General features: G+C 42.3%; 20 protein-coding genes. 7 read left to right on the top strand and 13 right to left on the bottom strand.

Annotated features, from left to right (window positions below; all coding sequences use genetic code 11):
• Positions 1-18 precede the first annotated feature (18 nt).
• The gene (locus PG840_RS14250) at positions 19-627 is read left to right on the top strand and encodes a TetR/AcrR family transcriptional regulator (RefSeq protein WP_022220003.1); all 609 of its coding nucleotides are present in this window, start codon (positions 19-21) and stop codon (positions 625-627) included.
• A gap of 126 nt (positions 628-753) precedes the next feature.
• On the opposite strand, the gene PG840_RS14245 is transcribed toward PG840_RS14250, so the two are convergent.
• The gene (locus PG840_RS14245) at positions 754-1,785 is read right to left on the bottom strand and encodes an aldose epimerase family protein (RefSeq protein WP_117834619.1); all 1,032 of its coding nucleotides are present in this window, start codon (positions 1,783-1,785) and stop codon (positions 754-756) included.
• A 325-nt stretch (positions 1,786-2,110) separates the two neighbouring features.
• Here PG840_RS14245 and PG840_RS14240 point away from each other — a divergent pair, with 325 nt between their 5' ends.
• Both PG840_RS14240 and PG840_RS14235 read left to right on the top strand, forming a co-directional pair.
• Positions 2,111-3,943 (top strand): NAD(P)-binding protein, encoded by a 1,833-nt coding sequence (locus tag PG840_RS14240; RefSeq protein WP_055247558.1) that lies wholly within the window; start codon positions 2,111-2,113, stop codon positions 3,941-3,943.
• Positions 3,937-5,673 carry a [FeFe] hydrogenase, group A gene (locus PG840_RS14235; protein WP_008373638.1) on the top strand — a complete coding sequence of 579 codons (1,737 nt, stop codon included), beginning with the start codon at positions 3,937-3,939 and terminating at the stop codon, positions 5,671-5,673. The genes PG840_RS14240 and PG840_RS14235 overlap by 7 nt, the downstream gene beginning before the upstream one ends.
• A 185-nt stretch (positions 5,674-5,858) precedes the next feature.
• On the opposite strand, the gene PG840_RS14230 is transcribed toward PG840_RS14235, so the two are convergent.
• Genes PG840_RS14230 through PG840_RS14220 form a run of 3 tightly spaced genes read right to left on the bottom strand, consistent with a single transcriptional unit; the run spans position 5,859 to position 7,514 of the window.
• Positions 5,859-6,452: a cytidylate kinase-like family protein gene (locus PG840_RS14230; RefSeq protein WP_055247555.1), complete on the bottom strand. Its 594-nt coding sequence runs from the start codon at positions 6,450-6,452 to the stop codon at positions 5,859-5,861.
• 17 nt (positions 6,453-6,469) lie between these two features.
• Positions 6,470-7,162, bottom strand: a complete 693-nt coding sequence (locus tag PG840_RS14225) for an LrgB family protein (protein WP_270205378.1) — start codon at positions 7,160-7,162, stop codon at positions 6,470-6,472.
• Entirely contained in the window at positions 7,155-7,514 is a 360-nt protein-coding gene (locus PG840_RS14220) for a CidA/LrgA family protein (RefSeq protein WP_022220001.1), read from the bottom strand. The genes PG840_RS14225 and PG840_RS14220 overlap by 8 nt, the downstream gene beginning before the upstream one ends.
• 167 nt (positions 7,515-7,681) lie before the next feature.
• Between PG840_RS14220 and PG840_RS14215 the strand changes: the two genes are divergently transcribed.
• From PG840_RS14215 to PG840_RS14205, 3 genes are all read left to right on the top strand, one after another.
• Positions 7,682-8,596: a diacylglycerol/lipid kinase family protein gene (locus PG840_RS14215; RefSeq protein WP_055156234.1), complete on the top strand. Its 915-nt coding sequence runs from the start codon at positions 7,682-7,684 to the stop codon at positions 8,594-8,596.
• Between the two features lie 17 nt (positions 8,597-8,613).
• A complete protein-coding gene (locus PG840_RS14210) occupies positions 8,614-9,435 on the top strand; it encodes a glycerophosphodiester phosphodiesterase family protein (protein ID WP_270613797.1) in 822 nt (273 codons plus the stop codon).
• Positions 9,436-9,552: 117 nt separating this feature from the next.
• Positions 9,553-10,224, top strand: coding sequence for a phosphatase PAP2 family protein (locus tag PG840_RS14205; RefSeq protein ID WP_270205379.1), 672 nt, complete (start codon positions 9,553-9,555; stop codon positions 10,222-10,224).
• Between the two features lie 74 nt (positions 10,225-10,298).
• Here PG840_RS14205 and mutY read toward each other — a convergent pair whose 3' ends face one another.
• From mutY to PG840_RS14165, 8 genes are all read right to left on the bottom strand, one after another.
• Positions 10,299-12,023: an A/G-specific adenine glycosylase gene (gene mutY, locus PG840_RS14200; RefSeq protein ID WP_270205380.1), complete on the bottom strand. Its 1,725-nt coding sequence runs from the start codon at positions 12,021-12,023 to the stop codon at positions 10,299-10,301.
• A gap of 1 nt (position 12,024) precedes the next feature.
• Positions 12,025-12,516 (bottom strand): DeoR/GlpR family DNA-binding transcription regulator, encoded by a 492-nt coding sequence (locus tag PG840_RS14195; protein WP_117834616.1) that lies wholly within the window; start codon positions 12,514-12,516, stop codon positions 12,025-12,027.
• 530 nt (positions 12,517-13,046) lie between these two features.
• The gene (locus PG840_RS14190) at positions 13,047-14,174 is read right to left on the bottom strand and encodes a coiled-coil domain-containing protein (protein WP_117834615.1); all 1,128 of its coding nucleotides are present in this window, start codon (positions 14,172-14,174) and stop codon (positions 13,047-13,049) included.
• 232 nt (positions 14,175-14,406) lie between these two features.
• On the bottom strand, positions 14,407-16,518 hold the full coding sequence (locus PG840_RS14185) for an efflux RND transporter permease subunit (RefSeq protein ID WP_181988910.1): 2,112 nt from the start codon (positions 16,516-16,518) through the stop codon (positions 14,407-14,409).
• A gap of 252 nt (positions 16,519-16,770) precedes the next feature.
• Positions 16,771-17,037: a preprotein translocase subunit YajC gene (yajC, locus tag PG840_RS14180; protein ID WP_118218326.1), complete on the bottom strand. Its 267-nt coding sequence runs from the start codon at positions 17,035-17,037 to the stop codon at positions 16,771-16,773.
• Between the two features lie 31 nt (positions 17,038-17,068).
• Positions 17,069-18,244: a M20 metallopeptidase family protein gene (locus PG840_RS14175; protein ID WP_270613798.1), complete on the bottom strand. Its 1,176-nt coding sequence runs from the start codon at positions 18,242-18,244 to the stop codon at positions 17,069-17,071.
• 56 nt (positions 18,245-18,300) lie between these two features.
• Positions 18,301-18,969, bottom strand: coding sequence for a hypothetical protein (locus PG840_RS14170; RefSeq protein WP_022219995.1), 669 nt, complete (start codon positions 18,967-18,969; stop codon positions 18,301-18,303).
• 12 nt (positions 18,970-18,981) lie between these two features.
• Positions 18,982-19,692 (bottom strand): DUF5058 family protein, encoded by a 711-nt coding sequence (locus PG840_RS14165; RefSeq protein ID WP_022219994.1) that lies wholly within the window; start codon positions 19,690-19,692, stop codon positions 18,982-18,984.
• A gap of 216 nt (positions 19,693-19,908) precedes the next feature.
• On the opposite strand from PG840_RS14165, the gene PG840_RS14160 reads away from it, so the two are divergent.
• Positions 19,909-21,531, top strand: coding sequence for a PucR family transcriptional regulator (locus PG840_RS14160; protein ID WP_270613796.1), 1,623 nt, complete (start codon positions 19,909-19,911; stop codon positions 21,529-21,531).
• A 193-nt stretch (positions 21,532-21,724) separates the two neighbouring features.
• On the opposite strand, the gene PG840_RS14155 is transcribed toward PG840_RS14160, so the two are convergent.
• On the bottom strand, positions 21,725-21,908 hold a 184-nt coding region (locus PG840_RS14155), incomplete at its 5' end, for a hypothetical protein (RefSeq protein WP_270613795.1).

Raw genomic sequence — 21,908 nt, 5'->3', positions numbered from 1 at the left:
TAAGAAAGGATTAACCAAATGTCAAGCGATATTGAAAAAGAGCCACTGTCCAGACAACAGAAAAAATCAAAAGAAACCAAAGCACGTATCTTTCATGCAGCCAAGACAATTCTGCAGAAGCAGGGATACGATCAGCTTTCCATAAAAAATATCTGTGATGAAGCAGGTGTCTCCAACGGCAGCTTCTATCATCATTTTAAAACCAAAGATGATCTTTTATCTTATTATATTGAAGAACAGCCAAGCATCAATCCGGATCTTCTGGATACGCCGGAAGATGCAGATGAGGCAAAGATCGGTATCATCCACGTTTATCTGAATTACGCACAGTACTGCCGGGAACTCGGAGTAGAATTCATGTCCAATTACTACACACCGCGCAACCAGGCACTGAACCCAACGATCCGTACCGAGCGACCGTACCCGATCCTTACCGTAGAGAATTATCTTCGCAAAGCAATTGATGCCGGCATCATTGCGCCAAAGATTTCCCTGGATGAAATCTGCACTGATATCCGTATGCTGGTTATCGGAAATGTATTTGAATGGTGTCTGCATAACGGAGAGACTGATTTTGAAGGTAATATCCGCCGTTCGATCGGGCATTATCTGGATGGCATTTTCTGATTTCACAGATATACCACAGCGTAAAATGAATTTTTCATATTCCTTCGCTGATTTTTTACAGCACATATTTTCAAAAAAGGTGTCATGGATTTTTATGTCCATGGCACCTTTTCGGCTTATCTGTTGTTATATAAACTTGTACATTGTTGTTGTTTCGTAAGTTTCGCCCTTCTTGCATACCGGACCGGCAAAATTCTCTTTATGGATTGCATCCGGGAAGAACTGTGTCTCGAAGCAGGCTGCCTGGCGTTTGTGGTAATGCGCCCCGCCTTTTCCTTTGGCATCAACAATAAAGTTGCCTGTATAAAGCTGCATTCCCGGAAGGTCTGTATAAACTTCCATAGTGATTCCGCTCTCTTCCGAGGACATCTCTGCCACTTTCGCAAATTCTCCTTTATTGTTCAGAACCCAGTTATGATCATATCCTTTCCCGAAATTCAGTGCTTCATAATCTGTCTCGATTTCTTTGCCAATTGCTTTCTTTGTGCGGAAATCCATCGGTGTTCCTTCTACCGGTGTGATCTCGCCTGTCGGAATAGACTCGGCATCGGCTCTGGTAAATGCATCTGCATCAATCCATACTTGCTGATCCAGTACATCTCCTGATGCATGTCCATCCATATTAAAATAGCTGTGATTTGTCATGTTGATCAGAGTATCTGCATCCGGAACTGCATGGTAAGCGATCTTCACTGCATTGTCTTCTGTCAGAGTATATGTTACCTCAATATGTACAGCTCCCGGATATCCCTGATCACCATCCGGGCTGTCCAGTTCAAATGTAATATGATCATCTGCGGTTTCTTTTACCTTCCACATTCTCTGGTTATAAAAATCCATTCCGCTGTGGAGATTATTGCCATTATCATTCTTTTCAAGCTGATAGGTCACTCCGTTCAGTTCAAAGGATGCTCCTCCGATACGGTTTGCACTTCTCCCGACAATTGCGCCGAAGAACAGATCTCCTTCTTCATATCCTGCTGCCTCATCATATCCAAGCACAACATCACATGGCTTGCCTTCTTTGTCCGGTACGATCACCTGTACCAGCGTTGCACCGTAATCGGATACTGCAATCTCCATTCCGTTTTTATTTGTGAGCGTATATAATTTTGTCTCGTCACCTTTAACTGTTGCACCAAAATCTGTTACTTTCATTTCTCCTGTTCCGCCCTTTCTGTTAATTGTGCCTGTAAAACAGACATCTCTTTTACAAGTGTTATTGTAACATAATTTTTTTATTTTTTGCACCCTTTATCGTTGTTCTGCCATTTTGTGCATATTGCTGATATTTTTTATCATTTTGTGACAAAATTAACTTATTTGTCTATTTATTAACTTTGCTTGCAAGATTGTACTAAAATGCATACAATATCATTATAAGTGTGTCCATAGAGTTAATCTATAGTATTCAGATGTTTTCCCTATGATTTTCTTCATCTGTCCTGTAGATTAGCAAAAAAAGTTAAAGGAGAAAAAAGCTATGAGTAGACTTGAAATCACTGCACCAGACAAAGCCCAGCTGGTTATCGAAGGGCTCTACAAAGATCTGGAGCGAAGAATCGAATCCAGTCCTCCGGGACTATGTCCTGTTGACATGACTCGTGCTTTCCTGGAGATGTGTCATACACATACCTGTGGAAAATGTGTGCCGTGCCGTGTTGGTCTGTGGCAGCTGAAAAACCTGCTGACCGACGTTATGAACGGAGACGCAACTATGGAAACATTAGACCTGATGGAAGAACTCTCTGTATCAATCATGGAAGGAGCTGACTGTGCGATCGGGTATGAAGCAGCTCACATGGTTTACAAGAGTTTGATGGGATGTCGGGAAGACTATGAAGAACATGTGCGCCAGGGAAGATGTACCTGCCAGTACGCACAGCCTGTTCCTTGTGTATCTTTGTGCCCGGCACATGTAGATATTCCGGGATATATCGCTCTTGTCGGAGAAGGACGTTACGCAGATGCGATCCGCCTGATCCGTAAGGACAATCCATTCCCGACCACCTGTGGTTTTATCTGCGAACATCCTTGTGAGGCACGCTGCCGTCGTAACATCGTAGACGATGCAGTCAATATCCGCGGTCTTAAGAGAATGGCTGCTGATTATGCCGGAAAAGTTCCACCGCCGCCATGCGCTCCATCTACCGGAAAGCGTATTGCCGTTGTTGGTGGTGGCCCTGGTGGATTAAGTGCAGCTTACTATCTGCAGCTGATGGGACACCAGACAACCGTATTTGAGATGCTGCCGGAACTTGGCGGTATGCTCCGCTATGGTATCCCGAACTACCGTCTGCCGAAAGACCGTCTGAACGATGATATCAATGCCATCCTTGAGACCGGTGTCAAAGTTGAATTTGGCAAACGGATTGGAAAAGATATGACAATCCAGAGTCTGCGTGAAGAATACGACGCAGTTCTTATTACAATCGGTGCAAGTACCGATAAGAAACTTGGTATCGAAGGCGAACACTCAGAAGGGGTCCTTTCTGCTGTTCAGTTCCTTCGTGATGTAGGAAAGAACCAGAACCCGGATCTTACCGGACAGGAAGTAGCCGTTATCGGTGGCGGTAACGTATCTATGGATGCTGTCCGTACCGCAAAACGTCTGGGTGCTAAAAAAGTCAGCATCGTTTACCGCCGCCGCGTGGCAGATATGACTGCCCTTCCGGCAGAGATTGAAGGTGCTGTTGCAGAAGGAATCGAAGTACAGACTCTGATGGCTCCTTCCCGCATCGAAACAGATGAAAACGGTCACGTAAAAGGAATCTACGTTACACCACAGATGATCAGTAAGATCAAAGACGGTCGTGCAAGTGTACGTCCGACAGGTGCTCCTGACGTATTCATTCCATGCCAGACACTGATCGTTGCGATCGGACAGGATATTGAATACCAGCACTTTGAAGAAGCCGGTGTTCCTGTACAGAGAGGTAAGATCTTAACCGAAAAATACGGCGGATTCGATAACATTCCGGGTGTATTTGCCGGTGGAGACTGTGCTTCCGGTCCTGCATCCGTAATCAAAGCTATTGCTGCTGCAAAAGTAGTAGCTGCTAACATAGACGAATACCTGGGATATCACCACATTATCAGCTGTGACGTTGAGATTCCTGAAGCGCGTCTTGATGACCGCCCGCCGTGCGGAAGAGTAAACATGACCGAGCGTGAAGCCTGCGAACGTGTCTGTGACTTTAACGGTGTAGAAAACTGCATGTCCGAGGCAGAAGCGAAACAGGAAGCCAGCAGATGTCTGCGTTGCGACCACTTCGGCTACGGCATTTTCAAAGGAGGTCGTGAAACATTATGGTAAATCTTACAATTGATAATATAAACGTATCTGTCCCGGAAGGTACTACTATCATGGATGCTGCCAAAATGGCGGATATCCCGATTCCAAAGCTCTGCTATCTGAAAGATATCAACGAGATCGCAGCCTGTCGTGTCTGTGTTGTTGAACTCGAGGGAATGGAACGGCTGGTAACTTCCTGCAACAACGTAGTAAAAGAAGGTATGGTAATCCATACAAACAGCCCAAAGGTTCGTACAGCCAGAAGACAGACTGTACAGCTTATCCTTTCCCAGCACGACTGCAAATGTGCTACCTGTGTCAGAAGTGGTAACTGTACTCTGCAGAGTCTTGCAAATGACCTGAACATCATCGAAATACCATTTAAGCAGCGTCTGGAAGAATTCCCTTGGGATAAAGAATTTCCGCTGATCAGAGACTCACAGAAATGCATCAAATGTATGCGCTGTATCCAGGTCTGTGACAAAATCCAGGATTTACATATCTGGGATGTGACAAGTACTGGTTCCCGTACTACCATTAATGTAACCGGCAACCATAAGATTTCCGAGGTTTCCTGTTCTCTGTGCGGTCAGTGTATTACTCACTGCCCGGTCGGCGCTCTGCGCGAACGTGATGATACAGAGAAAGTATGGGATGCAATCGCTGATGACAAGAAAGTCGTTGTTGCACAGGTTGCTCCTGCTGTACGTGCTGCATGGGGTGAAGCTCTTGGTCTTTCCCGTGAAGAAGCAACTGTCGGCAAGATCATGGATGCTCTGAAGAAAATGGGTATTGACTATGTATTCGATACCTCCTTCACAGCAGACCTTACTATTATGGAAGAAGGAAATGAATTCCTGCAGAGATTTACAAAAGGCGAATTAAATCTTCGTCCGATGTTTACCTCCTGCTGCCCTGGATGGGTACGCTTCCTTAAATCACAGTACCCACATCTGGTGCCACAGCTTTCAACAGCCAAATCACCACAGCAGATGTTCGGTTCTGTTATGAAGAGCTATTTTGCAGAATCCATCGGTGTGAAACCGGAAAATATGTTTACTGTATCTATCATGCCATGTGTTGCAAAAAAAGGCGAAAGTAACATGGAACTGTTCTATGGTGAATATGCCGGACACGAGACAGACGTTGTACTTACAACTCGTGAATTGACACGCATGATCCGTTCTGCACATATTGATCCTGCTTCTTTGGTTGATCGTGAATGCGATCCTCTGATGAAAGAATGGACCGGTGCCGGTGTTATCTTCGGAACAACAGGTGGTGTTATGGAAGCAGCACTTCGTTCTGCTCACTACCTTGTAACCGGACGTAACCCTGATCCGGATGCATTCAAGATTGTCCGCAATCCTGGTGGACAGCCAGGTGTTGTAGAAGCTGAGATTCAGCTTGGAGATGCTACTGTTCGTGCTGCTGTTGTCAGCGGACTCGGAAACACACGTAAACTGATCGAAGCAATCGAACATGGTGAAGTACATTATGATTTTGTAGAAGTCATGGCCTGCCCTGGCGGATGCGTCGGCGGTGGCGGTCAGCCAATCCATGACGGAGAAGAACTTGCACGGACACGTGGTGAAAATCTTTATTTCCTTGATAAGAATGCACCACTTCGCTTCTCACATGAGAACCCGGATGTACTCCGTCTGTACCGTGATTTCTTTGAGAAACCGCTTTCTCACAAGTCACATATGTTGCTTCACACGGATCATAACGCATGGGAGATGCCTAGATAAATCAAATTTTGCCCTCTAAAAGATTGTAACGAATATATAAATAATTTATAGAAGCCACGTATTCTATAAACTAAGATATAGAAATTGAGCCCTTCTATATCTCTAAAATCCAGAAATGGGAAATGACCTGCCATGTCATTTCCCATTTCTGGATTCAACAAACTAGTATATTCTTTTTATACCTTCTAAGCTCTGTCAGATTCTTCTGTCATCTTCTTATAATACAGAATCAGATCTGCTGCCTGTTCATAGGACAACTCTGTAGTGCTGACCGAAAGATCATAATTCTTCGACATTCCCCATTCCTGTCCGGTATAATCCTTACGAAAAGCGCTTCTTTTCTCATCCACATCCTGGATCTTACGTTTCGCTTTCATTCTGCTTGTAATATGATCACGCTCTTTCACGCGTTCAATTCGTGTTTCCATATCTGCATGGACAAACACACTAAAAGCTTCTTCTCGGTTTCTCATCAGATAACCTGCGCACCTTCCCATAATAATACATGGTCCTTCTTCCACAAGCTCTTCAATCAGCTTAAATGGATATGGCTTCTTCTTCGGTTCTGCAAAATTCATTGCGATTGAATAAAGAAGGCTGTCCACCGGCTGTTCATCCAGATACTCCTGCATTTCTTTCTCGTATCCGCGCATCTTTGCAATTTCAAACAGCTTCTCTTTATCGTAAAACGCATAACCGGTACGCTTTGCCAGCAATTCACCGATTTCATGTCCGCCGCTTCCATATTCCCGTCCGATACAGATAATTGTTTTCTCCATATTCTGCACACTCCTCTCTAATACAGGTGATAGAAAATCAATGAACCTACAACCGTCATCAATCCGGCCACTGCAATAGAAAGACTGCTCATTGCTCCTTCAATCTCTCCGATTTCCATTGCCTTTGCCGTTCCCATAGCATGGGAAGCTGTTCCGATTGCCAGTCCTTTTGCAATCGGATGCTCAATTTTGCAGAGCTTACAGATTCCCTCTGCAAACATATTTCCAATAATCCCGGTAATTACGATCGCAGCAACTGTAATCGTCACAATTCCACCAAGCTCTTCTGAGATTCCCATACCGATCGCTGTGGTAATTGATTTTGGAAGAAGCGTTACATAGAACTGCTTCTTCAGGTGGAACAACATAGAAAATACCCATACACCGGCAAGGCTGGCAAATACACCTGTTGTAATTCCTGCAATGATCGCTTTCAGATTCTTCTTAAGAAGATTCATCTGCTGATAAAGCGGAATTGCAAGACAGACTGTAGACGGTGTCAGAAGGTAGCTCAGTACATTCGATCCCTTATCATAAGTATCATAATCAATTCCAGTCACTTTTAGCACGATAATTACAAAAACAATCGAAACAAGAAGTGGATTGAAGATACCAATTTTTAACTTTTTACGCAAAAAAATTCCTGCCTCATATCCAAAAAGACTGATCGCCATACAAAAAAAGGTCGATCCATGCAGCATATTACTCATCCTTCTTCTCCTCTTTCTTCAGTACAAACTGAGCGGTTCTTCCACTCACGCCCATAACCAGCACTGTTGTCACTACAATTGTAACCATGATCGGAACAAGAACCGGTTTTAAGTCTCCCCATGATACCATCAGACCTACTCCTGCAGGGATAAAAAGCATCGGCATGATTTCAATCAGAAATCCACCGGCCTCATCAACTGCTTTCAAAGGAATTACTTTTGTCTGCAAACCTGCCAGCAAGATCAGCAAGCCATAAATACTTGCAGGAACCGGTAGTGGAAGGATTGCATGTAAAAGCTCTCCTGCAAAAGAAATCAATATGATAATCAAGAATTGTCTTATAAATTTCACAGTATTACCTCCATTTATTTTATGTTTATTTTTTAACACATGTACCAGAATAGCACTTTTAACACTCTGCCTCAATAAATTTTTGCATTTTTATTGTTTTTTTGACAATATCCTCTCATTCCGATGCTAGAATGAAACTAAATTTACAGAAGTGAAGGGATGACTTTATGTATCATTTTATAGCCAATCCTAACGCCCGCTCGGGTCAGGGACTTGCACTATGGGAAAAGATTAAATTAAAGCTGATAGCAGAACATATAGATTACCAGATCCATTTTACACATCACCGGCATCACGCAACGGAAATTGCCGCCGAGCTTACCGCCTCCGGGGATCCTGTTACGATCGTTGTACTTGGTGGTGATGGAAGTGTGGATGAAGTAATCTGTGGTCTGCAGAATTTAAGCCTGGTTACCCTCGGTTACATTCCGATCGGCTCTGGCAATGATTTTGGCCGGGGACTTGCCCTTCCATCCGATACCATGAAAGCTCTGGATCTGGTACTTCATTCTGAACAGACGCGCAAGATCAATCTTGGTGTATTGCACTATCATGACAAGGTTCACCGTTTTGCCGTCAGTTCCGGAATCGGATACGATGCAGCTATCTGCCATCAACTTTGTATTTCCAGGGTTAAAGTCTTTTTTAACCGGCTTGGTCTGGGCAAACTTGCCTATGCAGCCTGCTCACTCTACCGTCTGCGCCGCTGTCAGCCAGATGAGATGGAAATCCTTCTGGACGATACCAAAAGACTTCATTTTAAACGGGTTTTCTTTGCCTCTGCATTTAATCTTCCTTATGAAGGTGGTGGATGCAAATTCTGCCCGGATGCCAAACCGGATGATGATCTGCTGGACTTTATTGTGATTGCAAATGTTCCCAAAATTATTGCTCTGGCAATTCTGCCGACTGTGTTTTCCGGAAAGCATACCCGACTTCCAGGCGTACATATCTTCCGCTGTAAAAAAGCAGAAGTACACTCAAAAATAGCACTTCCGGTACATTCTGACGGCGAACCGATTTATCTCCAGAAGGATGTTTCGTTCTCTCTCGAACCTGAGACACTGAAAATTATTACATAAAAGAAGGGGACTTTTCTATGCTGTTGTTTTGGATTCTTTTAACTGTTGTTGTATGTTTTTTCTTATATTTATATATGATCATGCCGAATACTTCCCGCCGAAGCAAAATCCTCCCTTATCTCAAGCGGGATTATGCCCATCGCGGACTACATGATTCTTCCCGGCTGATTCCCGAGAATTCTATGCTGGCATTTCGTGAGGCAGTAAAACAAAATCTTGCCATCGAACTTGATATCCATCTCACCCGTGATGGAAAAGTAGTCGTATTCCATGACGAGTCTTTAAAGCGGATCTGCAATGCCGAAGGGACAGTTGAGGATTCCACGTTTGATACGCTACAGCACCTGCATCTTTCCGGAACTTCGGAGCATATGCCACTTTTTTCAGATGTCCTTCGCTATGTCAATGGGCGGGTTCCTCTTCTGATTGAACTGAAACTTCCGGACAGCAATATGAAGCTCTGTCCTGCCGCATGGGATATTTTAAAGGATTATAAAGGGCCTTATATGGTCCAGTCTTTCAACTCACTTGGAATCCGATGGTTTCACAAGCATGCGCCTCAGGTTCTTCGTGGACAGCTTTCTTCTGCCCTGACTCGCACGAATCCGGAAAATCCTTTTCTGGTGCGCTTTTGTGTACAGTTCCTGCTGACCAACCTGATCTGTCGTCCGGACTTTATTTCTTATAAACTTGCAGATGCCGGCAATCCTTCCGTCTGGCTGAACCACTATCTGTACCGTATTCCGATGGCAGTCTGGACACTCCGCAATCAAAAAGCTTATAAAACTGCACGGAATAAATATGATATGTATATCTTTGAAGGTTTCTCCGTAAAATAGAGAATAGAAAAAAATATGAATGTTTTATGAAGTCTGTTGTCGAGAAAAATTTTTAATGTTATACTACCTCTAGTAACAAGAAAGAAACATCTTCACCCGAAGGAGCTGATTTTTATCATGAGTCATATTTTTAAAAAATTAAAGACACTGATGCATACATACAGCCATGCATGGGTATTACTATATGCTTTTATTTATTTTCCATGGTTTACTTATCTGGAACGCCATGTGACCGACAATTATTTTGTAATCCATTCGATATTCGATGACTACATCCCGTTTTGTGAATATTTCATCATTCCGTACCTGCTGTGGTTTGCTTATATTGCAGTCACACTGGGATATTTGTTCTTTAATGATAAACAGGGATTTTACAAAGCCTCCGCGATCATGTTCAGCGGTATGACCATTTTTCTGATCATCTGCACGGTATTTCCGAATGGATTGAACCTGAGACCGGAAGTATTTACACGTGATAACTTCTGTATCGAACTGGTTAAACGGATCTATCAGACGGATACACCTACGAATGTGCTTCCAAGTCTTCATGTATACAACTCTATTTGTTGTTACATCGCAATTTCCCATTGCGAGAAGCTTCAGCACTCCAGACTGATCCAGAAAGGATCTCTTGTTTTAAGCATTCTGATCATTCTGTCAACCCTGTTCCTGAAGCAACATTCCGTAGTGGATGTAGTTGCTGCATGTGTGATGGCATATTTCCTGTACACACTAATTTATGCACAGGAAGGTGCAAAGTCACCACGGCTTGCACGTCAGGTGATTTAAACACTTATAATTATTTTGTTTGATCCAAAGAAAGGACATCGCATTTCGCAAAATCGAAAAGCAATGTCCTTCTTTTATTTCACCTTCCATGCGCTAAACGCCGATGGCATGGAATATTCCTTTTGTATTTCTTCCGGATGTGCAAAGATCATCTCTTCTTTGCAGTTCTTCTCCAGTTCATCCACGATCACCTCATACGCAGTCATATGCCATTCAATATGGCTGAAAATATGCTTCGCATTCCGCAGCTTTTTCACACGAATCGGTGCAAGCCCGATAGATTTACTGTAAGCAGTTACTTCGTCCATCGTAAGCTTTCCGTCCAGATTCGGGAACTCATACATACCTGCAAGCAGTCCCTTATCCGGTCGTTTCCGGATTGCCACATGATCACCATCCTTAAAAATCAAAACGGTTCTCTCCTCAATCCTGCGCGCTTTTGCCTTTTTCTTCACCGGCAGTTCATTCTGGATTCCCAGCCTTTTCGCTTCACAGATTCCCGTAAGAGGACAGATTTCACACTTTGCCTCCCCATTCGGCACACAGACAATCGCACCAAGTTCGATCAGCCCCTGGTTAAAATCCGATGCTGCATCTTCCGGGATCACCGGTTCAATCGCATTTTCTATCTTTGTCCTGACAGACGCTTTCATAATATCTTCATCGCTCGCCAGCAGTCTTGATACCACCCGGAGAACATTTCCGTCCACTGCCGGCTTTGGAATTCCATAGGCAAAAGAAGAAATTGCCCCTGCCGTATAATTTCCAATTCCTGGAAGCGCCTTGATCTCCTCATAATTTTCCGGAAATTTTCCTGCGTATTCTTCCTCGATCTTCTGCGCTGCTTTTTGCATATTGCGTACCCGGTTATAATATCCAAGCCCTTCCCAGAGCTTTAAAAGCTTATCCTCCGGTGCCTCGGCTAGATCTTTTACCGTTGGAAGCTCTGTCATAAAACGCTCAAAAAATGGCTTTACTGCTTCCACTCTCGTCTGCTGTAGCATAATTTCAGACACCCATACCCGATAGGCATTTACATGATGTCTCCATGGCAGATCCCGTTTCCGCTCTCTGTACCATTCCACAAGCAGCTCCGGTGCTTCATAGAGCTGTGGATTGGTAAGTACTACCGGAACTTCGTCCGCAATTGCAATGGAATCCTCCGTTACAAAACAGTCCTTTGCGATCACCTGAACCCCGGTTTCCGCTGCTTCTGCAAGAACATCTGCAAATTCTTTGTGAGTCTGTCTGTTTGGTGTAAAATAACGTACTCCTTTCATCTGGACCACAAAGAATACATAAGCCTCGTACCCATCCTGCACCGCTTCTTCCAGCTCTTTTAAATGCTTCACTGCCCGCTCGCTCGGTGCATCCGGAAACTTTACCACGCCTTCTTCTTCCAGCGTAACCCCTTTCACTTCTATAAACGCTTTTTTCTCTTCATATTCCACATACAGGTCAAACCTGGAATTCTTATAGGTAACTTCCGGTCTGACGATCTTCACGTCCTTGAACCATCTCCCGGCTTCAATCCATTCCTGCACCACTTTGTTTGTCACCTGGGAATCCATATTGATCAGCCGGTCAGCCTTCCTGACACTGATCAGGTCCCAGCCAGTCTTACGCCCTGCACTTTCAGACTTCCGGACAAACACTTCTGCTCCCGGAACCAGAAGTTCCGCACACCTCCCTGTGTTCTTCACATGGACCGTTTCTTCTTTTCCATTTATTTCTATTTTTGCTATAAATCGATTAGGGCGCTTTAAAAAGCGCCCCTTTTGTATTCTCTCATATATCATATTATTGCTCCCGGTTTCCGGCTATCACAAGTGGAATCTGTTCATGCTCCGCTTTTCGGATATACTCTTTGCTGATCTGCGAATCCGTAATGATCTTGTATACATCCTTAACCGGACAGATCACGGACACATATCCGCCTCCGAATTTGCTGCTGTCAGCAAGAACAAACACCTGCTTGGATGCTTCGAATATCGCTCTCTTCACCTGCATCTGTGGTGTTGCGATGGATGTCAGACCCACATCAAAATTGATACTGTGTACTCCGATAAATCCTTTATCTACATGAAATTTTTCCATATTCTCAATGGCTGCATCTCCCATCGTCGCTGCCAGATGACCGTCCACATGACCGCCGATCATATACAGTTCTACATGTCTTACTGCTGCAAGTTCATTTCCTACCAGGAGCGAATTCGTCACAACCGCTGCTACCAGATAAAAAATAATCTGCACGAGTTTTATCTTTCCCATAACCAGCATGATGATTCCCATAAAAGCAATCGCTGCTCCCAGAATATTTGTCAGAAAACCTGCCAGTTTCGAATAGGTATGCTATAACGTAAAGTCAAACAGGTATGTATCTGTCATCCGAACTGTAATTTTCTCTTCCGTAAACACTTTCCTTTCTTTAATAGTTTTCACCCTTTCGTTCGACAACTATTCTCTATAAAACAAAAGTCCTCTTGTATTGTAACACACAAGAGGACTTCATTCCATAAACAAATTATAACATTTTTATTCTTCCGGTGCAGCTTCACCTGTAACTTTGTAGTGAGCCCATCTTTCCGGTGAGTAAATACCTTTCTGTTTCTTCTGCATGGACTCTTTACAGGACGTGCTGCATGGGATGCAGATAAATTCGACAAGCTGATACGTGACGCTAAGGCAACCTACGAAGCACAGTAACCGGACTTCTCCAGTACAAAGCAAAATATGCTTTTTCGATTCACTGAAAATACATATCCCATTAAATTCAAAAGCGGGGCAGTAAAAGGTTTGTCCTTTACTGCCCCGCTTTTCTTTTACCAATCTGTATACAGATCTATATTTCCGGATCCACTTCCGGTATCATATACTTTTCCAGCACCAAGTGACGTCTCTACAACTGTTCCTCTCGGGTAATCATCACTTGCCAAAACAATGTAACCATCGGCATCCCTGATTGTTCCGTCACTTGCTATATGGCGTCCTGGGATCGCAAGCCCTCCTCCCGGAAGTACCTTCTGAGAATAGTAAGTCTCGGTATGTCCATTATACCAGATCCTTCCCTTTGACGGGGTAAGACCGCCTGATGGGATCACATAGCCACCGCTTCCGGAATTGGAAGAATCGGAACTAGTATTATTCGATGAATTGTTGTTAGAAGGATTATTATTGCCAGAAGAACTGTTATTCCCCGCTGAACTGCTGTTCCCGGAATTATTGCCCGCAGATGTATTACTTCCGGCGGAAGCTGACGCCTGCTTTGTCTCTTCCTGTGCCTTTTTTGCCAACTGCTCATCCGCTTTCCTCTGGGCTTCCTCCTCCTGCTTTTTCTGTGCCGCACGTGCCGCCTCAAGCTGTGCATTTACCGTGGCAAGGTCTGTCGAAGTCTCTTCTGCTTTTGCCTGCAGCGCTGCCTGTTCACTGTCCAGCTGGCTTTGCAGGTCAAGCAGTTCCTGCTGCCTGCTTTTCAGTTCAGCCTCCTGCTCTTCAATACCTTCACGTACTTTCACCATATTCTCCAGCATATCCTTATCGTACTTTGTAATATTCTGGATAAAGTCTACACGGTTCAGGAACTCTCCCATACTTTTTGCTTCACATATCATAGAAAGCAGTGTGTCCGAACCATTTTCATACATGTACTTAATTCGAGTCTTCATGTTTGCATACTGTACTTCCTCGTTATTACGGGAAATCTGGAGCGATGCTTCCAAACGGAATACTTCATTATTAGACTCTTCAATTTTCACTTCTGTCTCAGCGATTTCATTGCTGATCGTAACCAGATCCTGGTTGATCCCTTCCAACTGACTCTGTAGATTACTGGTCTTATCTTCGAGGCTGTCCACCTCTTCTGCATGTACCGACATCCCCGACAGCGCGATACCGAATGCACAGATCAGAGAAAGTCCGCACTGTACGATTCGTTTTTTCTGCATTTTCATAAATGTAATCCTTTCTTGAATGTTTTGGGGTAACACTAAGATAGTATATACTATTTTAATCAAAAGAACAACCTTCTATTTTCTGGAAAGGTCTGTACACAGCCATTTCTTCCCATTTTCAACGTACAAAAAGCTTCTTCAGATGCCATTTTTCTCTAAGTGTATGACAGCAAAAAGGAACAGGCTTTTTGCTGATTTCAATCAGTTAAGCCTGCTCCCTTTTCAGCAGAGCCTATGCTGTCGGCTCTACAACTGTTTTACTTTTATCTTTTTTCACTCTGTATCCAGCAGTTGTTCTGCAGATGACCGGATCAAAGATCAGGAACATTGCCGGAAGGACAGTCAGTACTACGATCACACTGATGATCGCTCCCCTTGAAAGAAGTTCACAGATAGAACCGATCATATCAACCTGTGTATAACAAGTCACACCAAATGTTGCCGCAAAAAAGCTCAGTCCACTAGTAATGATCGATGGCATACTGATTCTGTGTGCAATCGCAACAGATTCTTTCTTACTTTTGCCTTTCATACGTTCTTTCTGATATCTGGTCGTCATAAGGATTGCATAATCAACGGTTGCTCCCAACTGGATTGCTCCGATAACGATACTTGCAACGAACGGAAGACTCTTGCCCTGATAGAACGGAATCGCCATATTAATCGTAATCGCAAACTCGATAACCGAAACCAGAATGATCGGAAGCGAGATGGATTTAAATATAAGCAAAATGATAATAAAGATTGCTGCGATTGAAATAACGTTAACCCTTGTCAGATCGATGTCTGTTACATCCTGCAGATCTTTCATCAGTGGTGCTTCACCGATTACCATTCCAGACTTATCATAGGATTTTACAATCTTATCAATCTGTTTGATCTGTTTGTTGACCTGCGGAGTTGCAGACTCATACTTGGTACATACAAACATCAACTCGGTATCCTTACCCTGAAGCATACTCTTTACATCATCCGGGATCATCGATTCCGGAATAGAAGATCCAACGATGGAGTTAAGTCCAAGTGTCCATTTTACACCTTTGACATCATCAATTTCACTCATCATTGCCTTTTTCTCTTTGGCATCCATGTCTTTATCTACCATAACTATATGCATTGTACTCATATCAAAGTCATCTTTCAGTTCACTGTTTGCCACATTTGATGGAAGTGACTGTGGAAGTGACTGTGCAATATTATAATAAATTTTTGTATGATTATTGCCATAAATAGCAGGAATAAGCAAGATCAGGAAAGCAACGATCCATACTTTATAATGTTTGGTGATAAATGTCGAAACCTTATCCATGCTCTTGATCAGCGGTTTATGCTTGGTTTTTTCAATCGGTTTATCAAAGATAAGAATCATTGCCGGAAGGATTGTTACACAGCAAAGCACTCCAATGATAACACCTTTTGCCATAACAATACCAAGATCACGACCAAGTGCAAATGTCATAACACAAAGAGCTACAAATCCTGCTACTGTGGTGACAGAACTTCCTACAATGGATTTGAATGTATTAGAAATCGCATGTCCCATCGCACGGTTCTTATCTCCCGGGAAACGGCGCTTGTTCTCTTCGTAGCTATTCAGCAGGAAAATGGAGTAATCCATCGTAACACCCAGCTGCAATACCGCCGTCAGCGCTTTTGTAATGTAACAGATCTCGCCAAGGAAAATGTTACTTCCCAGATTATATACAATTGCTACACCTATACTGATCAGGAAAAAAATCGGTACCAGGAAGGATTCTCCGGTAATTTCCAACACCAGAAAAGAAAGAATTGCCGCAATTACAACATAAATCGGGACTTCTTTCATTGCTACATTCTTGATATCGGCTACAACACCTGTCATACCTGCAATAAAACACTGTTTGCTGGCAATCTTACGCATCTCACCGACTGCATTCATTGCTTCGTCAGATGAAGTCGTATTGTCAAATAATGCGAGCATCAGTGTCGCATCTCCGTTGTAGAAGGCTTTTCTCAAATCGGATGGTATCATCTCTACCGGCAGTGAAAGATCTGCCACATCACCATACCATAATACTTTTTCGACATGATCAACCTTATTAAACTGATCCGCCAGCTTCTGGATATCTTTCATGTCCGTATCCTCTACAACAACCATGGCGAATGCACCCATACCATATTCATCCACCATAACGTCCTGTCCTTCTACTGTTTCCAGTGATTCCGGAAGGTAACTGAGCAAGTCGTAGTTAATTCTTGTCTTCGCCATTCCAATAAATGACGGAATCAAAAGCAGTATCCCCAGTAACAAAATTATAAATCTGTGTTTTGCTATCCATTTTCCCGCTTTGACCACAATAATCATCTCCCTGTCTTTACATTTTTATTCTATAGAATATTATACAAAAAAATGACTGATGGTCAATATCAAATAGTCACAATAATTTCATAATTAAAAAATGAATTTTGGTCATTTTTAGCATGGTTGATTTTTTATTATTTTCCAAAAACTATAAACTACAAAAAAACTGCTACTGGCAGTTTTTCTTGTACACAAACATACTAAAAAGGGTGTTTTTCTGGTATATTACAGAGAAACACCCTTTGCTCTTAGCTCTTATTTACGAATCGTAGATACAGAATAGACCAGAATTTTCATACAGATTTCTTTTTCCGGATCAATCTCTACTGTAAGGATTTCACCATCCCGTTCTTTTACTGTTGCGATAATCCCTCCCATTGTAAGAATCTCATCTCCAACCTTGATCGAATCATGGAGTTCCTGCATTTTTTTATTCTTTTTCTTTCCCGGAACTACCATCATAAAATAGATCACTACAAACAATAGTACCGCATACAATAAAATCATCATCTGTGCATTCATACTCTTATCCTGCCTTTTTTGCTTTATTATACTACTTCAGATAAGCTTCTACAATCTTTACAAACATTGCTGATCCTTTGTAGAGCACGTCTTCATCTACATTAAAGTGTGGATTATGATGAGGAACATCCGTATGCTTTACCGGATTAGAAGAACTAAGGAAGAAAAATGCTCCGGGTGCTTTCTGTAAGTAGTATGCAAAATCCTCTCCTGCCATATTTGGTGCCGGAACTTTACTTACAACATCCTCTTCACCTACAACTTCTTTTGCGGCTTCAGTTACAAGTGCTTCCATCTCATCGTTATTGATTACCGGAGGTGCTCCCCAGTCCATCTCAACTTCTGCTGTTCCTCTGAATGTTGCCGCTGTGCTCTTTGCAATCTCTTCAATTCGTTTTGCAAGGTACTGTCTCATCGGTTCTTCCAGTGCCCGGATCGTTCCTTCGATTTCTACTTCACTTGGAATTGCATTATAAGCAACACCACCATGGAAGTAACCAATTGTTACAACTGCAGCTTTTACTGCGGAAACTTCACGTGCAATGATCTCCTGTAAGTTAATTACAATATGAGATGCCATTGTGATCGGGTCTGTTCCTTTTTCCGGAGTAGATCCATGACAGCCAGTTCCTTTTACATGGATCACAAATCTGTCGAATGATGCCATACAACATCCAGGAGTAATAATGACCTTTCCTGCCGGGATATCTTTGTTGATGATACTTCCAATATGCTGTCCAAATACAGCGTCTACACCATCCATTGCGCCATCTTTGATCATGATCTCTGCACCTTTGGATAATTCTTCTGCTGTCTGGAACAAAAGCCTTACATTTCCTTTAATCTCTGCTTTGTGTGCATTTAAAACTTTTGCGGCTCCAAGAAGCATTGTAATATGATTGTCATGTCCACAGGCATGCATCAGACCTTCATGTTTGGACTTATAATCGACATCATTTGCCTCCGTAATCTTAAGTGCATCCATATCTGCACGAAGTGCAACCGTCTTACCTGGCTGCCCACCCTTGATTTCTGCAATGATACTGCTGTCTGTTCCTGAACATTTATAAGGAATTCCGAGTTCATCCAATTTATCTGTTACATATTTCTGCGTTTCCGGAAGATCAAAACCAAATTCCGGAATCTGATGCAACTCTCTTCGTATTTTTACGAGTTCTTCCTGTAAACCTTCACATTCTTTCCACATACTCATGCTTATTCCCTCTTTTCTCTATGAATCTTTTGCTTTTTATTCATTTCCCACTAAGCAGTTTTCTTTTCTTTTACATATAACAGTCTTGCAAATCCAAGGCTTCCGAATACAGACACAACGATAAGTACCCATGCCGGAGGAGCGATCGTAAATTTAAGGATAAGCGGAAGTCCCATACCAAAGATGGCAACTTTAGGATATTTCAATGCATAGGTTCCAAAAGTTCCTCCGAAAATTGCACCTGCTGCATATTTTGTAAGAGCGGATACAATAACATCTGGAAGTACGGATACAACTGCTGATCCTACTAAAACAGCTGCTGTTGTAGCGATCAGGTTTGTAATAATAGAACCACAGATTGCCATTGTAGAAGCCACCTCTGCCTGAAGCGTTCCCGGTTCACTCTCCGTCGTTTCAAGAGCCATTGTTGCACATGGAACTCGCATGTTACCGATATTTCCTGAAAGGAAACTTAAATATGTACCAGTAAGTCCAAGAGCTGCATAGTAAGAAATTGGTTCAACAACATAGAATGCACCAAATGATAATGCAACCATTCCCCATCCTGCAAGTACTACTTTCGGATCCGGCCAGCAGTTATAGGTAATACACAGCCAGATAACCGGTATAAATGATGTAAATGCTGCGAGCAGGTTTGTAGGAGTACCGATTCTAATACTATTCTTTTTCCATTCTGACATTAATTCTTTATTTTCCATAATCATACCCTCCTATGCTCCAACTGCCATATCATAGATGATTGCAAATAACATTCCGATGATCATTGCAATACCAAGATTGTACTCTCTGATTTTTGGAACTTTCTTTGCTACAAATTTTTCAAGGATTGCCATTCCGATAATACCACCGGCAACGGCTGCTGCATTTCCCCATCCTTTACCAATTTCGTTGACATCCAGATAACCGAAGATACCAAGTGAACAGGCCCCACTCATTACAACCAGCCATTTTGAATCGCCACCGCTCATCTTTGTTCTTAAGTTTTCAAGTGCAGGTGTAAAAAGACCTGTTACAACCAGCCATCCGGCTCCGTTGAGTGCCATTACGAACCAGCTGACAGCCATAACTTTCAGTGTAAATCCAGCTCCTCCAAGCTCTGCGCCTGCCGCTTCAGCACCAAGCGTTGCTGCAGTAAGCTCTGTCGGTGCTGCACCAATAATGGAAAGTCTCTGCCATGCCATTGGACCTCCGATCGAAGTCATAAGACCAACCATTACGATAAATACACCAAGTGCAGGTCCGATTGCGGAAATGAGACCGACTCTGAATGCTGTCTTCGGCACTGTTGCCGGAATGTTTGCCTTCACTGTCATTTTCTTTGCCATTCGGATATAAAGAACAGCCTGAACAAATGCAATTGCTACAGTAATACCACAAAGCAAATACACTATCATTGAATTAGAAATCTCTACATAATCCATATACTCTCTTCCTTTCTTCTTTCATGTTCCTTTTTTGTTATCCAGTTTCCTCTTGTTGATGATAAGTTTACAACTTAATAACTTTGCTTTCTATATATATCATGTACAAATTTATCTTGATTTTTTTATATTCGACATCATTTTTTTGTATTTGTGATATAATTATTTTATCAGTTTTTGTATTTGAGATACAATTTTATTACAAGGAGACTAAAAATGACTGTCGAAGAACTATTAGAACTGCCAACTATTAAGGGATTAAAACTTATTTCCGGAAATCTCGGTGTACACAGAGAAATCTCCACAGTAACCGTCGTTGATACTCCGGATGGCTTCCAGTGGTTAAAAGGAAATGAAGTTGTGATCACAACGACCTATGCCCTGGAAAAGACGCCTAATGCTTTTCTTGATTTCATCAGCAAGCTGTTGTCAAGAAATATCAGTGCACTAATTGTCAAATCGGACCGGTACATAAAGGTTATTCCGGAAAATGCCAAAAAACTTTGTGATGAAAAAGCTTTGCCACTGATCTACTGTCCGGCAATCTATGCATTTGCCGACATTATCAATCCAACTCTGTCCGAAATTATATCCAAACAGGCGGAGCAGCTAAAAGAATCTTCCAAGATTCACGAGAGTTTCCTGGAACTGGCAATAAATGACCGCTCTATCCATCAAATTTTGCAGACACTGAGTACTCTGATCCAGGAACCGACTGCCTATGTTGATACTGTTTTCCACAAAGTATATTTTTCTGAAAATGTAAGCGAGGATAGTCTTTATCTGAAGGGATTATCATATGAAATTATTTTAAATGAATACCGAGAGAAATATCAGTGTATCGACGTTGTCAATAAAGAGCAGAAATTTGGATATATTATGCTTCTTTCTGACCGTTCTGACCGGACATATCCGGATACTGACTCCAATATCTACAAAACAGCGATCGAATATGCCAGTATCGTAATTATCCTGCGTATGCAGATCCGAATCAGTAACCGAATGATCGAAGAGAAATATTACTCTTCTTTTGTAGGTGATCTAATGCTTAACAACGTCAAAACGCGTGAAGAGATCAATACACGTGCCCATTTATACGGCTGGAATCTGGACGGCGGCGGATTTGTTGCGATCATCGATATAAACAATATTAAAAAGTATTATCTGCGTAATCTGGATACCGGAACAAATGAAAAGCTTCAGAAATATACAGACCAGATTTTTGATACTTCTATTAAGTATATCAAGCAGGCATTCCCTTCCACTATTTATTATTCACAGAGTGACTTTATTGCCTTTCTAATCACTGGAAAACTGCCTGTCAGCGCCCGTAAAACCCTTGCAGATACATTCAGTCAAATCCAGCACAGTCTGTTGAACGCCGTTCCTTTTACTATTTCAATGGGAGTTGGAATGTATGTAGATGACATTATCAATATTCACAACAGCTACCAACAGGCAAAGCAGGTCATCCAGACTGTCTATCAGATTCAGCAATTTAACCGCCTGTTCTTTTATGATCAGATTGGAATCTATCGCTTATTATTTTCTATTTCATCCAATAACGAGGCAATTGAATTCTGCGATAAATATGTAAAACCTCTGCAGCAATACGATGACCAGCATCATGCAAACCTGATTGAAACACTACAGTCTATCATCAACTGTGGATGGAATTTAAAGCTGGCATCTGAAAAGCTTTTTTTACATTATAATTCTGTGAAATATCGGTTTCAGAAAATTTGTGATTTACTTGAAATTGATTTGAGAGATAATTCCAGACATACGGAAATAGAACTTGCTCTTAAGATTTATTTGATTCAGAAAAATCAGATATAGCGTAGGATTTTTCAACTGACTCATTCAATCGCGGGATTTCGCCCCATAAATAAGTAAAAAAATACAGGGAAGAATGCAAGCACTCTTCCCTGATATTATTTACTTATTTGCACGGCTCAATGCCATCACGAATATTACTCGATAATTGTAGCAACACGTCCTGATCCTACAGTACGTCCACCTTCACGATACTTTAATCCCGTTTTATCTCATATTTTTCATGGTTTTCTCTCCAAAATATAGTGAAAAACGGCTGATCTGCACCATATATTTTTATTTGCCTGATTTCTTGGTACCGTTTTGGCACCGGAAGCCCTGGTCGAAAAGATTCTCTTCCACGGCTAACAGATGCTACTCTACCAACTTTATATTGCACC

Origin of the sequence: Coprococcus sp. AM97-35 (assembly GCF_027697525.1) — a bacterium.
Taxonomy (GTDB): Bacteria; Bacillota; Clostridia; order Lachnospirales; family Lachnospiraceae; genus Allocoprococcus; species Allocoprococcus comes.
This window is presented reverse-complemented; position numbering and strand designations above follow the sequence as displayed.